At 72.6% G+C, this 15,702-nt stretch carries 23 protein-coding genes; 10 read left to right on the top strand and 13 right to left on the bottom strand.

Features of this window, described 5'->3' with window-relative positions:
- Positions 1-109: 109 nt before the first annotated feature.
- Together QZX64_RS15750 and QZX64_RS15745 are read right to left on the bottom strand one after the other, a co-directional pair.
- Positions 110-1,099: an LLM class F420-dependent oxidoreductase gene (locus QZX64_RS15750; protein WP_295661645.1), complete on the bottom strand. Its 990-nt coding sequence runs from the start codon at positions 1,097-1,099 to the stop codon at positions 110-112.
- A 1-nt stretch (position 1,100) separates the two neighbouring features.
- Positions 1,101-1,901, bottom strand: a complete 801-nt coding sequence (locus QZX64_RS15745) for a sigma-70 family RNA polymerase sigma factor (RefSeq protein WP_295661642.1) — start codon at positions 1,899-1,901, stop codon at positions 1,101-1,103.
- A 219-nt stretch (positions 1,902-2,120) separates the two neighbouring features.
- On the opposite strand from QZX64_RS15745, the gene QZX64_RS15740 reads away from it, so the two are divergent.
- The gene (locus tag QZX64_RS15740) at positions 2,121-2,537 is read left to right on the top strand and encodes an ANTAR domain-containing response regulator (RefSeq protein ID WP_295661640.1); all 417 of its coding nucleotides are present in this window, start codon (positions 2,121-2,123) and stop codon (positions 2,535-2,537) included.
- A 5-nt stretch (positions 2,538-2,542) separates the two neighbouring features.
- On the opposite strand, the gene QZX64_RS15735 is transcribed toward QZX64_RS15740, so the two are convergent.
- Positions 2,543-3,334 carry a GAF and ANTAR domain-containing protein gene (locus QZX64_RS15735; RefSeq protein ID WP_295661637.1) on the bottom strand — a complete coding sequence of 264 codons (792 nt, stop codon included), beginning with the start codon at positions 3,332-3,334 and terminating at the stop codon, positions 2,543-2,545.
- An 82-nt stretch (positions 3,335-3,416) separates the two neighbouring features.
- Complete coding sequence (locus QZX64_RS15730) at positions 3,417-4,010, bottom strand: response regulator transcription factor (protein WP_295661634.1); 594 nt, start codon at positions 4,008-4,010, stop codon at positions 3,417-3,419.
- Between QZX64_RS15730 and QZX64_RS15725 the strand changes: the two genes are divergently transcribed.
- Positions 4,009-4,350 carry a hypothetical protein gene (locus QZX64_RS15725; protein ID WP_295661630.1) on the top strand — a complete coding sequence of 114 codons (342 nt, stop codon included), beginning with the start codon at positions 4,009-4,011 and terminating at the stop codon, positions 4,348-4,350. The two genes, QZX64_RS15730 and QZX64_RS15725, sit on opposite strands and share 2 nt — an antisense overlap.
- On the opposite strand, the gene QZX64_RS15720 is transcribed toward QZX64_RS15725, so the two are convergent.
- From QZX64_RS15720 to QZX64_RS15705, 4 genes are read right to left on the bottom strand one after another with little or no spacing between them, the layout of a single operon-like run.
- A complete protein-coding gene (locus tag QZX64_RS15720) occupies positions 4,347-5,045 on the bottom strand; it encodes an SDR family oxidoreductase (RefSeq protein ID WP_295661628.1) in 699 nt (232 codons plus the stop codon). The genes QZX64_RS15725 and QZX64_RS15720 overlap by 4 nt on opposite strands.
- Complete coding sequence (locus tag QZX64_RS15715; RefSeq protein WP_295661625.1) at positions 5,042-6,010, bottom strand: zinc-binding dehydrogenase; 969 nt, start codon at positions 6,008-6,010, stop codon at positions 5,042-5,044. Before QZX64_RS15715 ends, QZX64_RS15720 begins: the two co-directional genes overlap by 4 nt.
- A gap of 23 nt (positions 6,011-6,033) precedes the next feature.
- Positions 6,034-6,156 (bottom strand): hypothetical protein, encoded by a 123-nt coding sequence (locus QZX64_RS15710; RefSeq protein ID WP_295661621.1) that lies wholly within the window; start codon positions 6,154-6,156, stop codon positions 6,034-6,036.
- Positions 6,157-6,199: 43 nt separating this feature from the next.
- A complete protein-coding gene (locus QZX64_RS15705; RefSeq protein WP_295661617.1) occupies positions 6,200-6,616 on the bottom strand; it encodes a S24/S26 family peptidase in 417 nt (138 codons plus the stop codon).
- Here QZX64_RS15705 and sodN point away from each other — a divergent pair.
- From sodN to QZX64_RS15690, 3 genes are all read left to right on the top strand, one after another.
- The gene (gene sodN / locus QZX64_RS15700; protein WP_295661614.1) at positions 6,600-7,004 is read left to right on the top strand and encodes a superoxide dismutase, Ni; all 405 of its coding nucleotides are present in this window, start codon (positions 6,600-6,602) and stop codon (positions 7,002-7,004) included. The two genes, QZX64_RS15705 and sodN, sit on opposite strands and share 17 nt — an antisense overlap.
- Positions 7,005-7,112: 108 nt before the next feature.
- Complete coding sequence (locus tag QZX64_RS15695) at positions 7,113-7,517, top strand: anti-sigma factor (protein WP_295661612.1); 405 nt, start codon at positions 7,113-7,115, stop codon at positions 7,515-7,517.
- A 1-nt stretch (position 7,518) separates the two neighbouring features.
- Positions 7,519-8,337, top strand: a complete 819-nt coding sequence (locus QZX64_RS15690; RefSeq protein WP_295661610.1) for an RNA polymerase sigma factor SigF — start codon at positions 7,519-7,521, stop codon at positions 8,335-8,337.
- 9 nt (positions 8,338-8,346) lie between these two features.
- On the opposite strand, the gene QZX64_RS15685 is transcribed toward QZX64_RS15690, so the two are convergent.
- Positions 8,347-8,742 (bottom strand): hypothetical protein, encoded by a 396-nt coding sequence (locus QZX64_RS15685; protein ID WP_295661608.1) that lies wholly within the window; start codon positions 8,740-8,742, stop codon positions 8,347-8,349.
- Between the two features lie 153 nt (positions 8,743-8,895).
- Between QZX64_RS15685 and QZX64_RS15680 the strand changes: the two genes are divergently transcribed.
- Entirely contained in the window at positions 8,896-9,147 is a 252-nt protein-coding gene (locus QZX64_RS15680) for a WhiB family transcriptional regulator (protein WP_011755173.1), read from the top strand.
- Positions 9,148-9,175: 28 nt separating this feature from the next.
- On the opposite strand, the gene QZX64_RS15675 is transcribed toward QZX64_RS15680, so the two are convergent.
- Positions 9,176-10,651, bottom strand: a complete 1,476-nt coding sequence (locus QZX64_RS15675; protein WP_295661603.1) for a sensor histidine kinase — start codon at positions 10,649-10,651, stop codon at positions 9,176-9,178.
- Positions 10,652-10,716: 65 nt separating this feature from the next.
- Between QZX64_RS15675 and QZX64_RS15670 the strand changes: the two genes are divergently transcribed.
- From QZX64_RS15670 to QZX64_RS15655, 4 genes are read left to right on the top strand one after another with little or no spacing between them, the layout of a single operon-like run.
- Positions 10,717-11,553: a DUF2785 domain-containing protein gene (locus QZX64_RS15670; RefSeq protein ID WP_295661601.1), complete on the top strand. Its 837-nt coding sequence runs from the start codon at positions 10,717-10,719 to the stop codon at positions 11,551-11,553.
- Between the two features lie 42 nt (positions 11,554-11,595).
- Positions 11,596-13,290, top strand: coding sequence for an acetolactate synthase (locus QZX64_RS15665; protein WP_295661599.1), 1,695 nt, complete (start codon positions 11,596-11,598; stop codon positions 13,288-13,290).
- 2 nt (positions 13,291-13,292) lie between these two features.
- Entirely contained in the window at positions 13,293-13,784 is a 492-nt protein-coding gene (locus QZX64_RS15660; RefSeq protein WP_295661597.1) for a GNAT family N-acetyltransferase, read from the top strand.
- A 3-nt stretch (positions 13,785-13,787) separates the two neighbouring features.
- Entirely contained in the window at positions 13,788-14,150 is a 363-nt protein-coding gene (locus QZX64_RS15655) for a thioesterase family protein (protein ID WP_295661594.1), read from the top strand.
- A gap of 203 nt (positions 14,151-14,353) precedes the next feature.
- Here QZX64_RS15655 and rsrA read toward each other — a convergent pair whose 3' ends face one another.
- From rsrA to QZX64_RS15640, 3 genes are all read right to left on the bottom strand, one after another.
- A complete protein-coding gene (rsrA, locus tag QZX64_RS15650; protein WP_295661592.1) occupies positions 14,354-14,611 on the bottom strand; it encodes a mycothiol system anti-sigma-R factor in 258 nt (85 codons plus the stop codon).
- On the bottom strand, positions 14,608-15,252 hold the full coding sequence (locus QZX64_RS15645; RefSeq protein WP_295661590.1) for a sigma-70 family RNA polymerase sigma factor: 645 nt from the start codon (positions 15,250-15,252) through the stop codon (positions 14,608-14,610). Before QZX64_RS15645 ends, rsrA begins: the two co-directional genes overlap by 4 nt.
- An 89-nt stretch (positions 15,253-15,341) precedes the next feature.
- The coding region (locus QZX64_RS15640) for an alpha/beta family hydrolase (RefSeq protein WP_366558562.1) at positions 15,342-15,702 on the bottom strand (361 nt) is incomplete at its 5' end.

Here is a 15,702-nt window from a genome sequence, read left to right as displayed (position 1 = left end):
ACGGGTACCGACTCATGGTCGGCGGCCCGCCGCGGTGAGGCCTTACGCAGGCCACGCTGCCTCGGGCTGCCGACGCCAACGTCCGGCGGTCGCCGCCGCTCGTCAGGGGTCAGCCGGCAGCCGCGCGGAGCCTCTCCAGCAGCGGCTCGGCCGCCGTCTCGAGGAATGCGTCGCAGGACCGGCCCCCGACCTGCACGAGGGCCACGTCGGTGAAGCCGGCCTCCCAGAACGGGCGCACCTTCTCGACGATCGCATCGAGGTCGGGGCCGCACGGGATCTGCTCGGCGACGTCCTCGGGGCGCACGTACTGGGTGGCGCCGGCGAACCCGGCGGTCGTCGGCAGGTCGGCGTTGACCTTCCAGCCGCCGGCGAACCAGCGGAACTGCTCGTGGGCGCGGCGTACTGCCGTTTCCTCGTCGGGATCCCAGCAGATCGGGATCTGACCGATGGCCCGGGCCCCGTCGGCCGCGATGGTGGGCGCACCCTCCGTGTCGTTCCACGTGGAGATCAGGTCGGGGTCGGGCTCGACGGCCACGAGGTGGTCGGCAAGCGGACCGAAGCGGGTGATCGACCGGTCGCCGGACACCGCGACGGCGATCGGCGTGGGCTCCTCGGGCACGTCCCACAGCCGAGCCGAGTCGACCCGGAACCACTCCCCGTCGTGGGTGACCAGCTCGCCGGTGAGGAGTCGACGGATGATCCCGACCCCCTCCTCCAGCATGCTCTGGCGGGCGTCGATCGCAGGCCAGCCGGCGCCCACGACGTGCTCGTTGAGGTTCTCGCCACTGCCCAGGCCGAGGGTGAACCGGCCCTCGGACAACAGGTCCAGGGTGGCCGCCTTCTGGGCCACGACCGCCGGGTGGTACCGCAGCGTCGGGCAGGTGACGTACGTGGCCAGCCCCACCCGCTCCGTGGCGTGGGCCACGGCACCGAGCACGCTCCAGGCGTACGGCGCGTGCCCCTGCGCGCTGAGCCACGGGGAGTAGTGGTCGCTGGAGACCTCGAAGTCGAACCCCGCGCGCTCGGCCGCCACGGCATGGCGGACGAGGTCGCGGGGACCGGACTGCTCGGTCATGAGCGTGTAGCCGAAGCGAGTCACCTCAGACGGCTTCGGGCACGTCCGTGGTGACCAGCTGCTGGCGCAGCCGCCGCAGGATGCTGCTCAGCCAGCGCGAGACCTGCATCTGGGCGACACCGAACTCCTCGCCGATCTGCTGCTGGGTGCGCTCCTCGACGAAGCGGAGGTAGAGGATCCGCCGCTCCCGCTCGGTGAGGTCGCGCATCAGCGGCTCCAGGACCAGGCGTGCCTCGACCGCACCCTTCCAGTCCTCGGAGTCGGCGAGCGCCTCCCCGACCGTGAGCCCACCGAGGTCGCTGACCGGCTGGTCGACCGACGGGGGCTGGAAGCAGCCGAAGGCCGTGACGGCCTCGGCGTACTCGGCGTAGTCGATGCCCAGGTCGGCGACCACCTCGCCCTCGCTGGGCTCACGGCCCAGCTCGGCGGAGAGCCGGTCGATGCTCTGGTTGACGCGCCACTGGAGCTCCTGGATCCGGCGCGGGGGCCGGACGGTCCAGCTGACGTCGCGGAAGTAGCGCTGCACCTCGCCACGGATGGTGGGCACGGCGTAGGTCAGGAAGTCCTTGCCCATCGAGACATCGAAGTGCAGGACCGCCTTGACGAGGCCGTGGCACGCCGCCTGCTGGAGGTCGTCCTGGTCGACGCCCCGACCCCGGTAGCGGGCGGCGATGGCGTTGGCGACGCGGATGTTGAGACGGACGATCTGGTCGACCAGGTCGTCGCGGACGGGCTGCGCCGTCGAGGACGCCAGCTGGTCGAAGAGCTCTCGGGTCTGCTCGGAACGCTCGGCCCGGGAGACCCGGCTGGTATCGAGATTGGACATGACAGTAGCCACGTGGTTCTCCGATCATCGGAGGGGATCCCTAGCCGGCTGCCTGACACGGAATGTCTAGACCATAACCCGGATTGGGGACACGTCAAGCCCAGGGGTTGGTGTCGGCCGGGGCCTTGCGGCTGCTGTATCGTCCAGGTCTGGTTGAGACGTCAGCCAGCGGCGACAGTGGCCGCAGCCCGGATTCTGCACCTAGGAATTCACTGCCAGATGACTGACCCCGACGACGCCGGGCCCGGACCGGGACCGCACCCGGTCCTGACCTCTCGCGGCCGTCTCTCCGAGTGGAGCGGTCCCGGCGACGTGCGCGCCGACGACGCCCGGGACGCCGAGCGCCTGGCGCCTGCCGTCCTGCGGCGGGAGAACCAGGACCTGCGCGACGCCCTCTCCACCCAGCCGGTGATCGACCAGGCCAAGGGGGCGCTGATGCTGCGCTACCACCTCGACGCCGACAGCGCCTTCGGGCTCCTGGTCCGGTGGTCCCAGCACGCCAACATCAAGGTGCGCGATCTCGCGCAGCTGCTCGTGGACTCCATCGTGACGGGCGACCTCGGCACCGACGCCACCCTTGCTCGCGTGCTCGAGCAGGTGCTGCGCCACGGCGACCGGGGCCCCGTCGGCGACTGACCGGCTCAGCCCCCGGCGCCGGCCCGACGGAACGGTGGGGCCTGCCGCAGGGGCTGACCGGTGTGCCGCTCGATCATCTCGCGAGCCACGTCGCGCAGGCGCTTGTTGTGGTTCTGCGAGTGCTTGCGCAACAGCCCGAACGCCGCCTCGGGGTCGCACTGCTGCTGGGCCATCAGGATGCCGATGGCCTGGTCGATGACCGACCGGGAGCGCAGCGCGTCCTCGAGCTGGGTGGCGTGCTGGCCCTGCTCGATGTGGCGCAGCGTGAGGGCCAGGGCCGTCGCGGCCTGCGCCGCGAACACCCGGGCCCGCTCGATCTCGGTGTCGTTGAAGTCGTCGGCACGCTCGAAGCCGTAGATGTTGAGGGCGCCACGACGCTCGCCGCGGATGACCAGCGGCATCGCCAGGATGCAGCGCACGCCGTGCCTGCGCGCGGCCTCCACGAAGGTGGGCCAGCGGTCCTCGGTCTCGAGGTCGGGGACCTGCACCATCTCACCGGTGCGCATCGCGGTGAGGCAGGGCCCGTCGCCGGCGCCGTACTGCTCCTCGTCGATGAGCGAGGCGCGCTCGTCGCTGGTGGCAGCGGTCATCGGCCAGCCGTCGTAGTGCGTGGTGATGCCGCAGGAGGCGGGTGGCTTCACGAGCCGACCCGCCAGCAGCGTCACCTCATGGAGGAACGTCTGGACCTCCTCGGTGCCCAGGGTGAGTGAGTGCAGGGAGCCCAGCAGCTCCGGGAAGTCGTGCTCGGGACCTTGTTCGGCCGTGGCCATCGTGTGCTCGCGTTCCTTCCAGACCATGTTGTCCGAGAGGAAGCATTGTCACATGGTTAGACCCGCGAGGGCTCGCTGCTGAACCCCCGCGGGCGGATGAGCCCGTCCCTCAACGGGAGTCGAGACCGTGCTGGGCGACCCAGCGGACGGCCTGGGTGCGTCGCTCGACGCCCATCTTGCGGTAGGCGGAGCGGATGTAGGTGCGGACGGTGTTGACCGAGACGTAGCTGCGCTGGGCGATCTCCTGGTTGCTGAGCCCGTCGGCCACCAGCTGGATGACCTCCAGCTCCCGCGCACTGAGCGAGTGCTCGTGGGTGGGGCGCCCGGCCGCGTCGGCGCACGGGTCGGGAATCATCACGACCGAGCCACCGGCGACCTTCTCCAGGGCGGTGACGAGGTCGACGGCGTCCAGGGACTTGGAGATGCAGCCCGCCGCACCGGCGGAGATGCTCTCGTTGACCAGGCGGGGCGAGAAGCTCCACGTGTAGAGCACCACGGGGGCCCGCGAGCCGGCCACGACCCGCCGAACGGGCGCCGGGGACGTCGCCTGGCGGGCGTCGTAGAGCACGACGTCGATGTCGGGGTTGACCGCGTCGCCCTCGCGCAGCGCCACCACCGCCACCCTGTCGGAATAGGGCTCGAGGAGGGTCCGCAGACCGCACACGACGACGGGGTAGTCGTCGAGGATCGCAACACGAAGCATGGGACGCGGTACCCCCCCGAACGATGAAGCATGCAGCGCCTGCGCCGAGCCCGGGTCGGGCACGGGAGCTCGCTGCTGCCGGGCGCCGACGGGTCTCGCCGACGAGCTGTCCTACGCCCACCGCAGGCCCACCGCCCTCCAGCGCCTCGTGGAGGCGGACCCCCGGGCGTCGGTGACTTTCCGCGGCCGCGTGGTCGAGGTAGCGGCCCGACCGGACAACGAGCGCGAGCGGGTGGCCGTCATGGCCGACGCCGACGGCGTCGACGGCGGCTACCTGACCCACCAGGCGCGCATCACCGGACGCACCGCGCTCGTGCTCGTGCTGGAGCCGGCGGGCTAGCGGCCCCGTCGCGCCGCAGCGGGTCGCAGGGTGACCTCGGGGATCGTCGCGTCCTCAGGCAGGTCGAGCACGTGCAGGACCGTGTCGGCCACGGTGCCCGGCCGGATCCACGCGGCGGCGTCGTACTCCCGGCCCTCCTGCTCGTGCACCTTCTCCTGCATGGGCGTCGCGGTGCGACCGGGGAACACGGTGGTCACCCGCACCCCGTGCTCGGCCTCCTCGCCGCGCAGCGAGTCGGCGAACGCCCGCAGGCCGGCCTTGGCGGCGGCGTACGCCGACCACCGCGGGCTGGCCGAGAGCCCCGCGGTCGAGCCGACGAAGACGAACGTGCCCCGCGCACGGCGTACGGCGGGCAGCGCGGCGCGGCTGAGGACCGCGGGGGCGAGGAGGTTGACGTCGACCTGCTGCCGCAGCGCCGCCGGTGACTGGTCGGCGACCGCGGCGAGGTCGACGACACCGGCGACGTGGAGCACGGAGTCGAGCCGGTCGGGGAGCCCGGTGAGCCGCGCGACGGCGTCCAGGTCGGCGAGGTCGGCCACGAGCAGGGTCGCCCCGGGATGGCGACGTGCCAGGTCATCGGCCCGGTGCTGGTCGCGGGCGAGCAGCCAGAGGGCGTCACCTCGTCCGTGGAGCCGGTCCGCGACGGCGGCGCCGATCCCGGAGCCGGCCCCGGTGAGGAGGTGGGCGCGGGTCATCGCGTGAGGACGACCTTGCCGAAGATGTCGCCCGCGGCCATGGCCGCGAAGCCGTCGCGCGCCTGCTCCATCGGGAGCTCGCGGTCGACCAGCGGACGGGCGCCGGTGGCGTCGAGCATCGCGACGAGCGAGGCGAGCTCGTGGCGGGTGCCCATCGTGGAGCCGATGACGCTGAGCTGCAGGAAGAAGATCCGCGTGAGCTCGGCGTCGTCCAGCCTGGGCCCCGACGTCGTCCCGGAGACGACGATGCGACCGCCCGGTCGCAGGGCGCGGACCGAGTGCGACCAGGTGGCCCGGCCCACGGTCTCCATCACCGCGTCGACCTTCACCGGCAGGCGGGCCCCCGACTCGAACACCTCGTGCGCCCCGATCTCGAGGGCTCGCGTGCGCTTGGCCTCGTCGCGGCTGGTCGCCAGCACCCGCAGCCCGGCCGCCCGCGCCAGCGTGATCAGCGCCGTCGACACCCCGCCGCCGGCGCCCTGCACCAGCACCGTGTCGCCGGCCTTCAGGTCCCCGCGGGTGAAGAGCATCCGGTACGCCGTGAGCCAGGCCGTCGGCAGGCAGGCCGCCTCGGCGAACGACAGCGACGCCGGCTTCGGCACCAGGTTGGCCCGCGGCACCGCGACCTTCGCGGCCATCGATCCCTGGTGTCGCTCGCTCAGCAGCGACCGGCGGGGGTCCAGCGTCTCGTCGCCGCGCCAGGACGGATCGCTGATGACCCCGTGCACCACCACCTCGTGGCCGTCCTCGTCGATGCCGGCGGCGTCGGTGCCGAGGGTCATCGGCAGCTGCTCCTCCGTGAGGCCGACGCCGCGCAGGGAGAACAGGTCGTGGTGGTTCAGCGAGGCGGCCCGCACCTCGATCGTGGTCCAGCCGTCGGGCACCTCGGGGTCGGGGCGCTCGCCCACCACCAGGCCGGACAGCGGGTCGTCGGGTGAGAAGGACTCGGCGTAGACAGCCAGCATGGCCGCCACGGTAGCGGCCCGCCTCAGCGCCGGGCGACGCCGTCCGCCCGGGCCGCGGCCGCCACGGCGGTGGAGACGGCCGGGCTCACGCGGGGGTCGAACGGCGAGGGGACGACCAGGTCCGCGGCCAGCAGCTCGTCGCCCACCAGGTCGGCCCACCGCTACGCCCGCGTCGTGGCCACGGGGGCATCACGCCCGGTGGCCGAACCACCGGGGCCGGGGCCACACACGGGCCAGCACGACGCCGGCGACAGCGCTGGCAGCCACCGGCCCGCGGTGCCTGCTGTCGACGCCCGCGTGCGGGTCGTCGCTGAGCAGCCACCACCCCTCGCCGCCGTCGGGCAGCAGCCGCGGCTCGGCGGCGCGCTTGACCGCGAGGACGCCGTCGGGGAAGCGCGCCAGGACGAGGTCGCCGGGCCGCACGGGGGCGGCGTACCGCACCAGGAGCCGGTCGCCCGGTGCCAGGGTGGGGCACATCGACACGCCGGTGACCCGGGCCAGTCCCACACGGGCACGACCCGGATGCCTGGCGTCCCCCACGCCGAGTAGTGTCGCAGGAACATCCAGGCCATCGATCGAGAGGAACCCGATGTTCTCCCGCTTCATCGCCCCCACCGTCGACGTGTCGGCCCACTGCGACCTGCCGTGCGGGGTCTACGACCCGGCCCAGGCCCGCATCGAGGCCGAGTCGGTCAAGGCGATCATCGCCAAGGTCGCCGACAACGACGACCCCGACTTCCGCACCCGCGCGATCCTCATCAAGGAGCAGCGTTCCGAGCTCGTGAAGCACCACCTGTGGGTGCTGTGGACCGACTACTTCAAGCCGCCGCACTTCGAGAAGTACCCGCAGCTGCACACCCTCTTCAACGAGGCCACCAAGCTCGCGGGCGGCGGCGGCGGCACGAAGGCCGTGCTCGACGCCGACGTGGCCGACCAGCTGCTCGCCAAGATCGACCAGATCGCCGAGATCTTCTGGGAGACCAAGAAGGCCTGAGGCCTCGCCTGTTCCGTCTCGCCGACCGGGGCTGGGGATCCACCTGCGTGGACCCCCGGCCCCGGTTAGTGTTTCCAGCGCAGAGTCGATGCGAGGACGGTGCGAACCATGAGTGACCTCTCCCGGCGCGGCCCGAGGGCGGACGTCGAGCTCCGGCTGCCGGCGAGCGGCGCCTACGCGTCGGTCCTGCGCACCACCACCGCGGGCCTGGCCGCTCGGCTGGACTTCACGATCGACGACATCGAGGACCTCCGGATCGCCATCGACGAGGCCAGCTCCATGGTCCTGCCGGACGCCGACCCGGACTCCGACCTGACGTGTCACTACTACCTGGCGCCGCAGCGGATGACCATCGAGGTCTCCGTCCGGTCCGCCGCCCCACCCGAGCCGGACCTCGACAGCTTCACGTGGCAGGTCCTCAGCACCCTGGCGCAAGCCGAGGTCCGCACCGACGGAGGTCGGCTCCGCGTGCGCCTGACGGTGGAGTCGAGCCTGGCCGGGACCGGCCCGTGAGATGACCCAGGACCTATCGGGGGACGCGCTGGACGAGCTGGAGGAGGAGATGCCGACGCGCATCGAGCTCACCAGGACCCTCAGCTCCGCGTTCTTCCTCATCCTCCGCGACCCGTGCTCCTCGGACGCCGCCCGCAGCACCGCGCGCGAGGACCTCGTGCACCTGCACCTGCCGCTGGTCGAGCACTGTGCGCGGCGCTTCCGCAACCGCGGCGAGCCGTTCGAGGACCTCGTCCAGGTGGGGACCATCGGGCTCATCAAGGCCGTGGACCGTTTCGAGACCGACCGCGGCGTGGAGTTCTCGACGTACGCCACGCCCACGATCATCGGCGAGATCAAGCGCTACTTCCGCGACAAGGGCTGGGCGATCCGCGTGCCGCGCCGGTTGCAGGAGCTGCGGATGCAGATCGGCGCCACGACCGGTGAGCTCACCCAGCGGCTCGGGCGCTCCCCGCTCCCCCGCGAGCTCGCCGAGGCCATCGGGTGCTCGGTCGAGCAGATCATCGAGGGCCTGGAGTCGGCCAACGCCTACTCGACGCTCTCGCTGGACGCCGGCGACGACTCCGACGACGGCCCGCCCAGCATGCTCGCCACCCTCGGCATCGACGACGAGAACCTCGAGCACGTCGAGATCCGGGAGTCGCTCAAGCCGCTGCTCGACGGCCTGGACCCGCGCGAGAAGAGGATCCTGCTGCTGCGCTTCTTCAAGAACATGACGCAGTCGCAGATCGCCGCGGAGATCGGTGTCTCCCAGATGCACGTCTCGCGGCTGCTCACCCGCACCCTCGACCAGCTGCGCACCTCGCTGGAGGCCGACTGAGGTCGTCGGTCAGTCGCCCTCGAGCAGCGCCTCGGTGCTGGCCGGGTGCAACAGGCCCACCAGCACGACGAAGGCCACGACGACCAGCGCCACCGCCACCGGCGTGGTCTCCCCGCCCCGCAGGTTCCACGCCAGGCCGAGCTGGATGAGCTGGCCGAGCACCACCGGGCTGCGTGCCCACAGGCGCAGCCGCCACAGACCCCACGCGCACAGCAGCAGCGCGGCGCCGTAGGCGACGAAGAAGACCGCGGTGGTCACGCCCAGGGTGAGGCGCGAGGAGGAGATCGCGAGCACCTCCAGGACCCCCAGCAGCACCAGCAGCACGCCCTCGATCGCCGCCACCGACGCGGCCACGGTGAGGGGGACCGGTCGGTCCAGGCCGGGCCCGGACGGCGCTGTGGACATCACTGCGCCAGGGTAGTTGTGACGGAGGCGACCACGCAGAGGGGTTGTGTCAGGCCTCTTCTCTTGGGAGTCTGGACGACGCGCTCGCGAAAAGCGTCCGTATTCGCGTGCCCTGAATCCTCATACTCCATTCGAAAGTGGGAACCCCCAGCCATGGATTGGCGCCACCGCTCTGCCTGCCTCGACGAGGACCCGGAGCTGTTCTTCCCGATCGGCAACACCGGTCCGGCCATCCTCCAGATCGAGGAGGCCAAGCAGGTGTGCCGACGGTGCGAGGTGCGCGAACAGTGCCTCGCCTGGGCGCTCGAGGCTGGCCAGGACCACGGCGTGTGGGGCGGCCTCAGCGAGGACGAGCGCCGCGCGCTCAAGCGCCGCAACGCCCGGGCCCGGGTCCGCACCGCCTGAGCCCTGCCCCGCCGCCCCGGCCACCTGGTCAGTCGACGGGGACGTCGATGCCGACCCTGGTGCCCCGCGCGTGCGGCACCGGCCCGAGCTCCAGCTGACCGCCGAGCTCCGACTCCACCAGGGTCCGCACGATCGAGAGGCCGAGGTGGGTCGAGGTCTCGAGGTCGAAGCCGTCGGGAAGCCCCTCCCCGTCGTCGTCCACCGTGACGTGCAGCCGCCCCACCAGGCGGCGCACGGTCATGCTGATCTCCCCCGTCTGGACGCCGTCGTGACGGTAGCCGTGCTCCACGGCGTTCTGCAGCACCTCGGTCAGGACCATCGAGAGAGCGGTCGCCGTCTCGGACGAGAGCTCCCCGAAGCTGCCGTCGCGTCGGGTGCGCACCCGCTCGCCCGAGGATCCGACGTCGGTGACCATGTGCCCGAGTCGGTCGGCGATCTCGTCGAAGCCGACCCGCTCGCTCACCGCCTGGCTCAGCGTCTCGTGCACGATCGCGATCGAGCCCACGCGCCGTACGGCCTCGTCGAGGGCCGCCTTGGCGGCCGGCTCGTCGATGCGGCGTGCCTGCAGCCGCAGCAGGGCGGCGACCGTCTGGAGGTTGTTCTTCACCCGGTGGTGGATCTCCCGGATCGTGGCGTCCTTGGTGACGAGCTCCCGGTCGCGGCGTCGCAGGTCGGTGACGTCGCGCAGGAGCACGAGAGCACCGATGTGGTCGCCCCGCGGGCGCAGTGGGACCGAGCGCACGATCAGTGACACCTCGTCGGTGCCGATCTCGGTGTCGCGGTGCGCCCGCCCACCGAGCACGGCGCTCAACGTCTCCTCGTCGGGTCGCCGCCGGGGCGGCACGAGGTCACGGGTCAGGTCGGCCAGCGCGACCCCGTCGAGGTCGCCACTGACACCCAGCCGGCGGTAGACCGACAGGGCGTTGGGGCTGGCGTAGGTGACCCGCCCGGCGGCGTCGACCCGCAGGAAGCCGTCGCCCACGCGCGGGGAGTCGGCGTGGTCGCTGCGCTGCGCCCCGCTCGGCGGGAAGAAGCCGTGCGCGATCATCTGCGTCAGGTCTGCGGCCGTCTGCAGGTAGGACAGCTCGAGCCTGCTGGGCGTCCGCACGCCCAGCAGGTTGGTGTTGCGCGCGATGACCGCGAGCACCCGGTCGCCGCGGCGCACCGGGATCGTCTCGACGCGCACCGGCACGTCGTCGCGCCACTCGGGGTCCCCCTCGCGCACGAGCCTCCCGTGCTCCCACGCCTGGTCGAGCATCCTGCGGCGACCTCGCGGCACGAACTGGCCCACCACGTCGTCGACCAGCGCGGTGGGGCCGGTCGTGGGCCGCATCTGGCTGCCCGCCCAGAAGCCGGCCCCCCGCCTGTCGGGCAGCCACAGCACGAGGTCGGCGAAGGACAGGTCGGCGATGATCTGCCAGTCCGCCATGATGAGCTGCAACCACGCCAGGTCGGTGTCGTCGAGGTCGGTGTGGAGGCGCACCAGCTCCTGGATTGAAGGCACCGGACCAACCTAGTGGGGGCTGGAGGCACCGGCTCGTGGTCGGCGGTGGCTGGCAGGATGGGCTGATGGCGACGGCGTACTGGCAGCGCGTGCTCGCCGGAGGGCTCGCCGTGCCGACCGACCGGCCGCTCGTCGACCTCACCGCCGAGCTCGCGACCATGCTGGGCTCCCCCGATCCCGCGGTCCGCGACGGCATCGCCTGCCCGGCCATGGCCACCTGGATCGAGCGTGGGGTGTACGACGACCTGATCAGCGGGCTGGGCGACGGCATGGCCACCGGTCTCGGTGTCGGGCTGGGCGAGCGCGACACCGACACCGTCTTCCGGCGCTCGTGCTCCGCGCTGCTGCTGGGCGAGGTGATCGGGCGCGACAACGCCGCCCGGCTCGCGCCGCCGGCCAAGGTGCTGGAGTGGGCCGACCGCATCGTGACGTGGTACCTCCGCGAGCGCGACCTGCGGGGCTACGTCCCCGGCCGCGGCCGGGCGCACGCGGTGGCCCACGGCGCCGACGCGATCGGCGTGCTGGCGCGGTCACCGCACGTCGGCACCCCGGAGCTGATCGTGCTCCTCGACGTCATCGCCGACCGCGTGATCTCCGCCGACGTGGTGCTCCACGCCGGCGAGCCCGACCGGATGGCCATGGCCGTCATGGAGGTGCTGCGCCGCGACGACGTGCCGCTGAGGGTCATCGAGCCGTGGATCGCCCGGCTGGCCGGCTCCGCCGGCAGCACCGCCGACGTCGACCCCTACCTCGCCACCGCCAACCCGCAGGCGCTCCTGCGGGCGCTCTACCTGCAGGTGGAGCTGGCCGGCGACCCGCCGCCGGTGCGTGCCGACCTGCTGCTGGTGCTCGTGGAGGCGCTGCGCGCGACCAACTCCTCCACGCTGGCGAAGCCCCGCTGACGGCCGCGCGACGCGCATGTGACCTGCCGGTAGCCTGCGTCCATGACCGAGGCGCCCGAGCAGACCGACCAGGCCGAGACCGAGACCGGACAGCTCTCCGGGCACAGCGGCGAGCTCGCCGTGGCCGTGGCCCGTGCCCACGGCGTCGAGACGATGTTCACCCTCTCCGGCGCCCACGTCTTCCCGATGTACGACGGCGCGGTGAAGGCCGACCCACCGATGCGCCTGCTCGACGTGCGCCACGAGCAGACGGCCGCCTTCGCCGCCGAGGCGACCGGCAAGCTCACCCGGCGGCCCGGTCTCGCCGTCCTCACCGCCGGCCCGGGCGTCACCAACGGCCTGAGCGCCATCGCCCAGGCCCGCTTCGCCGGCTCCCCCATGGTCGTCGTGGGCGGCCGGGCGCCGGCCAACCGCTGGGGAAGCGGCAGCCTGCAGGAGCTCGACCACCCGCCCCTCATCGCGCCGGTCGCCAAGATGGCCCGCACGCTGCACACCGCCGGTGACGTGCTCGGCGGCATGGACGAGGCGTTCACCCTGGCGGGCAGCTCGCACCGCGGGCCGGTCTTCGTCGACGTGCCCATGGACGAGTTCTTCGGCTCCGCCAGCGGTCCGGCCCCCCTCGGCGGCACGACCCCCGGCGAGGCGCCCGACACCGACGTCGTCGCCGAGATCGCCGAGCTGATGGCCGGGGCCAGCCGCCCGGTGCTGGTCCTGGGCACGGACGTGTGGGCCGACGGCGCGGAGGAGGCCGCGCTGCGGCTCGTGGAGCACGCCGGCGTCCCGGCCATCACCAACGGCATGGGCCGCGGGGTGGTGCCGGGCGGGCACCCGCTGCTGGTCACCAAGGCCCGGAGCCAGGCGCTCGGCACCAGCGACCTCGTCGTCGTGGTCGGCGCCGCACTCGACTTCCGGCTCGGCTACGGCGTCTTCGGCGGCAAGGACGGGGCCCCGGTCGCCCAGGTGGTGCACGTCGCCGACTCCCCCGACCAGCTCTCCCGTCACGCCGACCTCGCCGCCTCGTCGGCGGGCGACCTGAGGCGCATCTTGGACGGCCTGACCGAGGCGCTCGACCAGGTGGTGCGCCGGCCCGACTGGTCCGGGTGGGTCGCCGACCTCCAGGCGGGCGTGAAGGCGGCCGTCGAGCGCGACTCCGCCCTGCTGGCTGCCGAGGCGGACCCCATCCACCCCGCGCGCATCTACGGCGAGCTGGTGCCGCGGCTGGCCGACGACGCCGTCGTCATCGGCGACGGCGGCGACTTCGTCAGCTTCGCCGGCAAGTTCGTGGAGCCCAAGCGTCCCGGCGGGTGGCTCGACCCGGGCCCGTACGGCTGCCTGGGAGCCGGCCTCGGCTCCGCGATCGCCGCCCGCCTGGCCCGGCCCTCGGCGCAGGTCGCGCTCCTGCTGGGCGACGGCGCCGCCGGCTTCTCGCTCATGGACGTCGACACCCTGGTGCGCCACGACCTGCCCGTCGTCATGGTGATGGGCAACAACTCGGCGTGGGGGCTGGAGAAGGGCCCGATGCAGATGATCTACGGCTACGACGTCGTCGCCGACCTGGCCCCCCGCACGTCGTACGACGGGGTGGTCAAGGCCCTGGGGGGCGCCGGCGAGACGGTCACCGACCCACGGCAGATCGGCCCGGCGCTCGACCGGGCATTCGCCGCGGACGTGCCGTACCTCGTCAACGTGATCACCGACGTCGGCGCGGCGTACCCCCGCGCCACCTTCGGCGTCTAGCGGTGCGCATCCGGCTGGCCACCGACGCCGACCTCGAGGCGGTCGGCGACATCACCGTGGCGGCGTACACGCAGTTCACCCTCGGCCCCGACGACCCCTACGTCGCGCGGCTGCGCGACAGCGCGACCCGGGCGGCGCAGGCGCAGCTGTGGGTGGCCGAGGACGACGACGGCACGGTCCTGGGCAGCGTGACGCTGTGCCCACCGGGATCGCCCTGGCGGGAGATCTCCCGCCCGGGCGAGGGTGAGTTCAGGATGCTCGCCGTCGCTCCGCAGGCCCGGGGACGAGGGGTGGGCGAGGCGCTGACCCGGCACGTGCTGGCGCTGTGCGCCGCGGCCGGTGAGGAGGTCGTGGTCATCTCCAGCCTCGCGGAGATGACGGCGGCGCACCGGATCTACGCCCGCCTGGGGTTCCGCCGGCTCCCGGACCGCGACTGGAGCCCGGACGACGACGTGCACCTGATCGCGTTCGTCCGCGACGGCCGGGAGGGCTGAGCCGTGGACGCCACGCTGCGCTTCACCGTCACCGACGACGACACCGCGTCGGCCCTGGGCAGCGGCAGACTGCCGGTGCTCGGCACCCCACGTCTGCTGGCGTGGTGCGAGGCGACGACCTGCGCCGCCCTGGAGCCCACGCTCGGCGAGGGCACCACGAGCGTCGGCACCCGCGTGTCGCTGGAGCACCTCGCCGCCAGCCCGGTGGGCGCCGAGGTGGAGGTGACCGCGGCGGTGTCGTACGTCGACGGGCGGCTGCACCGCTTCACCGTCTCGGCCCGCCACACCGGTGACGCGAAGCTGGTGGGCACCGGGGAGATCACCCGGGTCGTCCACGACGAGGAGCGCTTCATGTCGCACCTGTGACCACGCGGCACCGCAGACACGAACGACCCGCCCGAGGCTCGGGCGGGTCGTGTCGGACGTGTGCGCTCAGGCGTTGGGGCGCTTGCCGTGGTTCGCGCCCTTCTTCTTGCGAGCGCGGCGCTTGCGGCCGGTCTTGCCCATGATGTCTCCTCGATCGGATCGAATGCCGGGCCAGTCTCTCAAATGCCGGGACGGAGGGCCAATCAGCCCTGCTCGGTGATGCGGACCTGCACCTCGCGGATCTGCACCCGCACCCGGTTGAGGAGCCCCTCGGGGGCCTGCTCGGTGCACGAGCGGGCAACGACCGACTTGACCGTGCGCTGGAGGTCGTACTTCTCCAGGCAGGGACCGCACTCGTCGAGGTGGTGGCGCACGGCTGAGCAGTCGGCCTCGTCGAGCTCGTTGTCGAGGAAGTAGACGATGCGCTCGAGGTAGTCGGCGCAGTCCTCGTCGTGGCTCATGACTCCTCCCCCTCGGAGCCCACGGGCAGGAGGCGGCCCTCACGCACGCGGTCGGAGAGCATGTCGCGGAGCTGGCGACGGCCACGGTGCAGCCGCGACATCACGGTGCCGATGGGGGTGTCCATGATCTCGGCGATCTCCTTGTAGGGGAATCCTTCGACGTCGGCGAGGTAGACCGCCAGGCGGAACTCCTCGGGCAGGCGCTGCAGCGCGTCCTTCACCTGCGAGTCGGGCAGGCGCTCCAGCGCCTGGGTCTCGGCGGACTTCAGTCCGCCGGACGTGTGCGACTCGGCCCGCGCGAGCTGCCAGTCCTCGACGTCCTCGGCCATCGACTGCTGCGGCTCGCGCTGCTTCTTGCGGTAGGTGTTGATGAAGGTGTTCGTCAGGATCCGGTACAGCCACGCCTTGAGGTTCGTGCCCGGCCGGAACTGGTGGAACGAGCCGTACGCCTTGGCGAAGGTCTCCTGCACCAGGTCCTCGGCGTCGGAGGGGTTGCGCGTCATCCGCATCGCCGCGGAGTACAGCTGGTCCAGGAAGGGCAGGGCGTCGCGCTCGAATCGCGCGGAGCGCTCGGCCTCGGTCTCGGTGGCGACGTCGACCTCCTCGGGAGGGGTCACGTCGCTCGTCAGGGATTCGGTCATCGCGTCCCAGACTACGCGCGAGGCATCATCGAGGGGGCGGTCGACCGGGTTCGGTCGTGACATCAGGGCGGGCACGTGGGCAGAACACCTCAGTGCCCCGGGTGATTCCCGCCACCGCTGCCCGCTACCTCGCGCACGATCCACTCCAGCGCGGACTGCACCACGATGCCGTGCGCCTCCTCCTGCGTGACGTCACCGCGCTTGAGGACCCTGAGGCCGTGGTCGGCGCCGGGCACGACGCACAGGTCGACGTGGGCGGGGAACTCCTCAGGAGCGCCGAAGGTGTCGCGCTCCCCCTGCACCACGAGGGTGGGCACGCCGGCGCCGGTGAGCTCGTGGAGGCGGGACCGCTCCGGGCGGCCCGGCGGGTGGAGCGGGAACGACAGCGCCAGGCACCCGCGGGCGCCCAGGCGCCGCGCCGTGCGGGCCGCTGAGCGGGCGCCCGCCGAG

Origin of the sequence: uncultured Nocardioides sp. (assembly GCF_902805925.1) — a bacterium.
In the GTDB taxonomy this organism is placed as follows: Bacteria; Actinomycetota; Actinomycetes; order Propionibacteriales; family Nocardioidaceae; genus Nocardioides.
Note: the sequence above shows the minus strand (reverse complement) of the source record. Positions and strands in the feature narration are given on the sequence as shown.

What these genes read in the sequence shown, in the direction of transcription:
- QZX64_RS15745 (WP_295661642.1), bottom strand. Translation starts at nt 1,901, where the DNA reads ATGTCCAATCTCGATACCAGCCGGGTCTCCCGGGCCGAGCGTTCCGAG.
- QZX64_RS15740 (WP_295661640.1), top strand. Translation starts at nt 2,121, where the DNA reads ATGACTGACCCCGACGACGCCGGGCCCGGACCGGGACCGCACCCGGTC.
- QZX64_RS15735 (WP_295661637.1), bottom strand. Translation starts at nt 3,334, where the DNA reads ATGGTCTGGAAGGAACGCGAGCACACGATGGCCACGGCCGAACAAGGT.
- QZX64_RS15725 (WP_295661630.1), top strand. Translation starts at nt 4,009, where the DNA reads ATGGGACGCGGTACCCCCCCGAACGATGAAGCATGCAGCGCCTGCGCC.
- QZX64_RS15730 (WP_295661634.1), bottom strand. Translation starts at nt 4,010, where the DNA reads ATGCTTCGTGTTGCGATCCTCGACGACTACCCCGTCGTCGTGTGCGGT.
- QZX64_RS15720 (WP_295661628.1), bottom strand. Translation starts at nt 5,045, where the DNA reads ATGACCCGCGCCCACCTCCTCACCGGGGCCGGCTCCGGGATCGGCGCC.
- QZX64_RS15715 (WP_295661625.1), bottom strand. Translation starts at nt 6,010, where the DNA reads ATGCTGGCTGTCTACGCCGAGTCCTTCTCACCCGACGACCCGCTGTCC.
- sodN (WP_295661614.1), top strand. Translation starts at nt 6,600, where the DNA reads ATGTTCTCCCGCTTCATCGCCCCCACCGTCGACGTGTCGGCCCACTGC.
- QZX64_RS15705 (WP_295661617.1), bottom strand. Translation starts at nt 6,616, where the DNA reads ATGAAGCGGGAGAACATCGGGTTCCTCTCGATCGATGGCCTGGATGTT.
- QZX64_RS15695 (WP_295661612.1), top strand. Translation starts at nt 7,113, where the DNA reads ATGAGTGACCTCTCCCGGCGCGGCCCGAGGGCGGACGTCGAGCTCCGG.
- QZX64_RS15690 (WP_295661610.1), top strand. Translation starts at nt 7,519, where the DNA reads ATGACCCAGGACCTATCGGGGGACGCGCTGGACGAGCTGGAGGAGGAG.
- QZX64_RS15685 (WP_295661608.1), bottom strand. Translation starts at nt 8,742, where the DNA reads ATGTCCACAGCGCCGTCCGGGCCCGGCCTGGACCGACCGGTCCCCCTC.
- QZX64_RS15680 (WP_011755173.1), top strand. Translation starts at nt 8,896, where the DNA reads ATGGATTGGCGCCACCGCTCTGCCTGCCTCGACGAGGACCCGGAGCTG.
- QZX64_RS15670 (WP_295661601.1), top strand. Translation starts at nt 10,717, where the DNA reads ATGGCGACGGCGTACTGGCAGCGCGTGCTCGCCGGAGGGCTCGCCGTG.
- QZX64_RS15665 (WP_295661599.1), top strand. Translation starts at nt 11,596, where the DNA reads ATGACCGAGGCGCCCGAGCAGACCGACCAGGCCGAGACCGAGACCGGA.
- rsrA (WP_295661592.1), bottom strand. Translation starts at nt 14,611, where the DNA reads ATGAGCCACGACGAGGACTGCGCCGACTACCTCGAGCGCATCGTCTAC.
- QZX64_RS15645 (WP_295661590.1), bottom strand. Translation starts at nt 15,252, where the DNA reads ATGACCGAATCCCTGACGAGCGACGTGACCCCTCCCGAGGAGGTCGAC.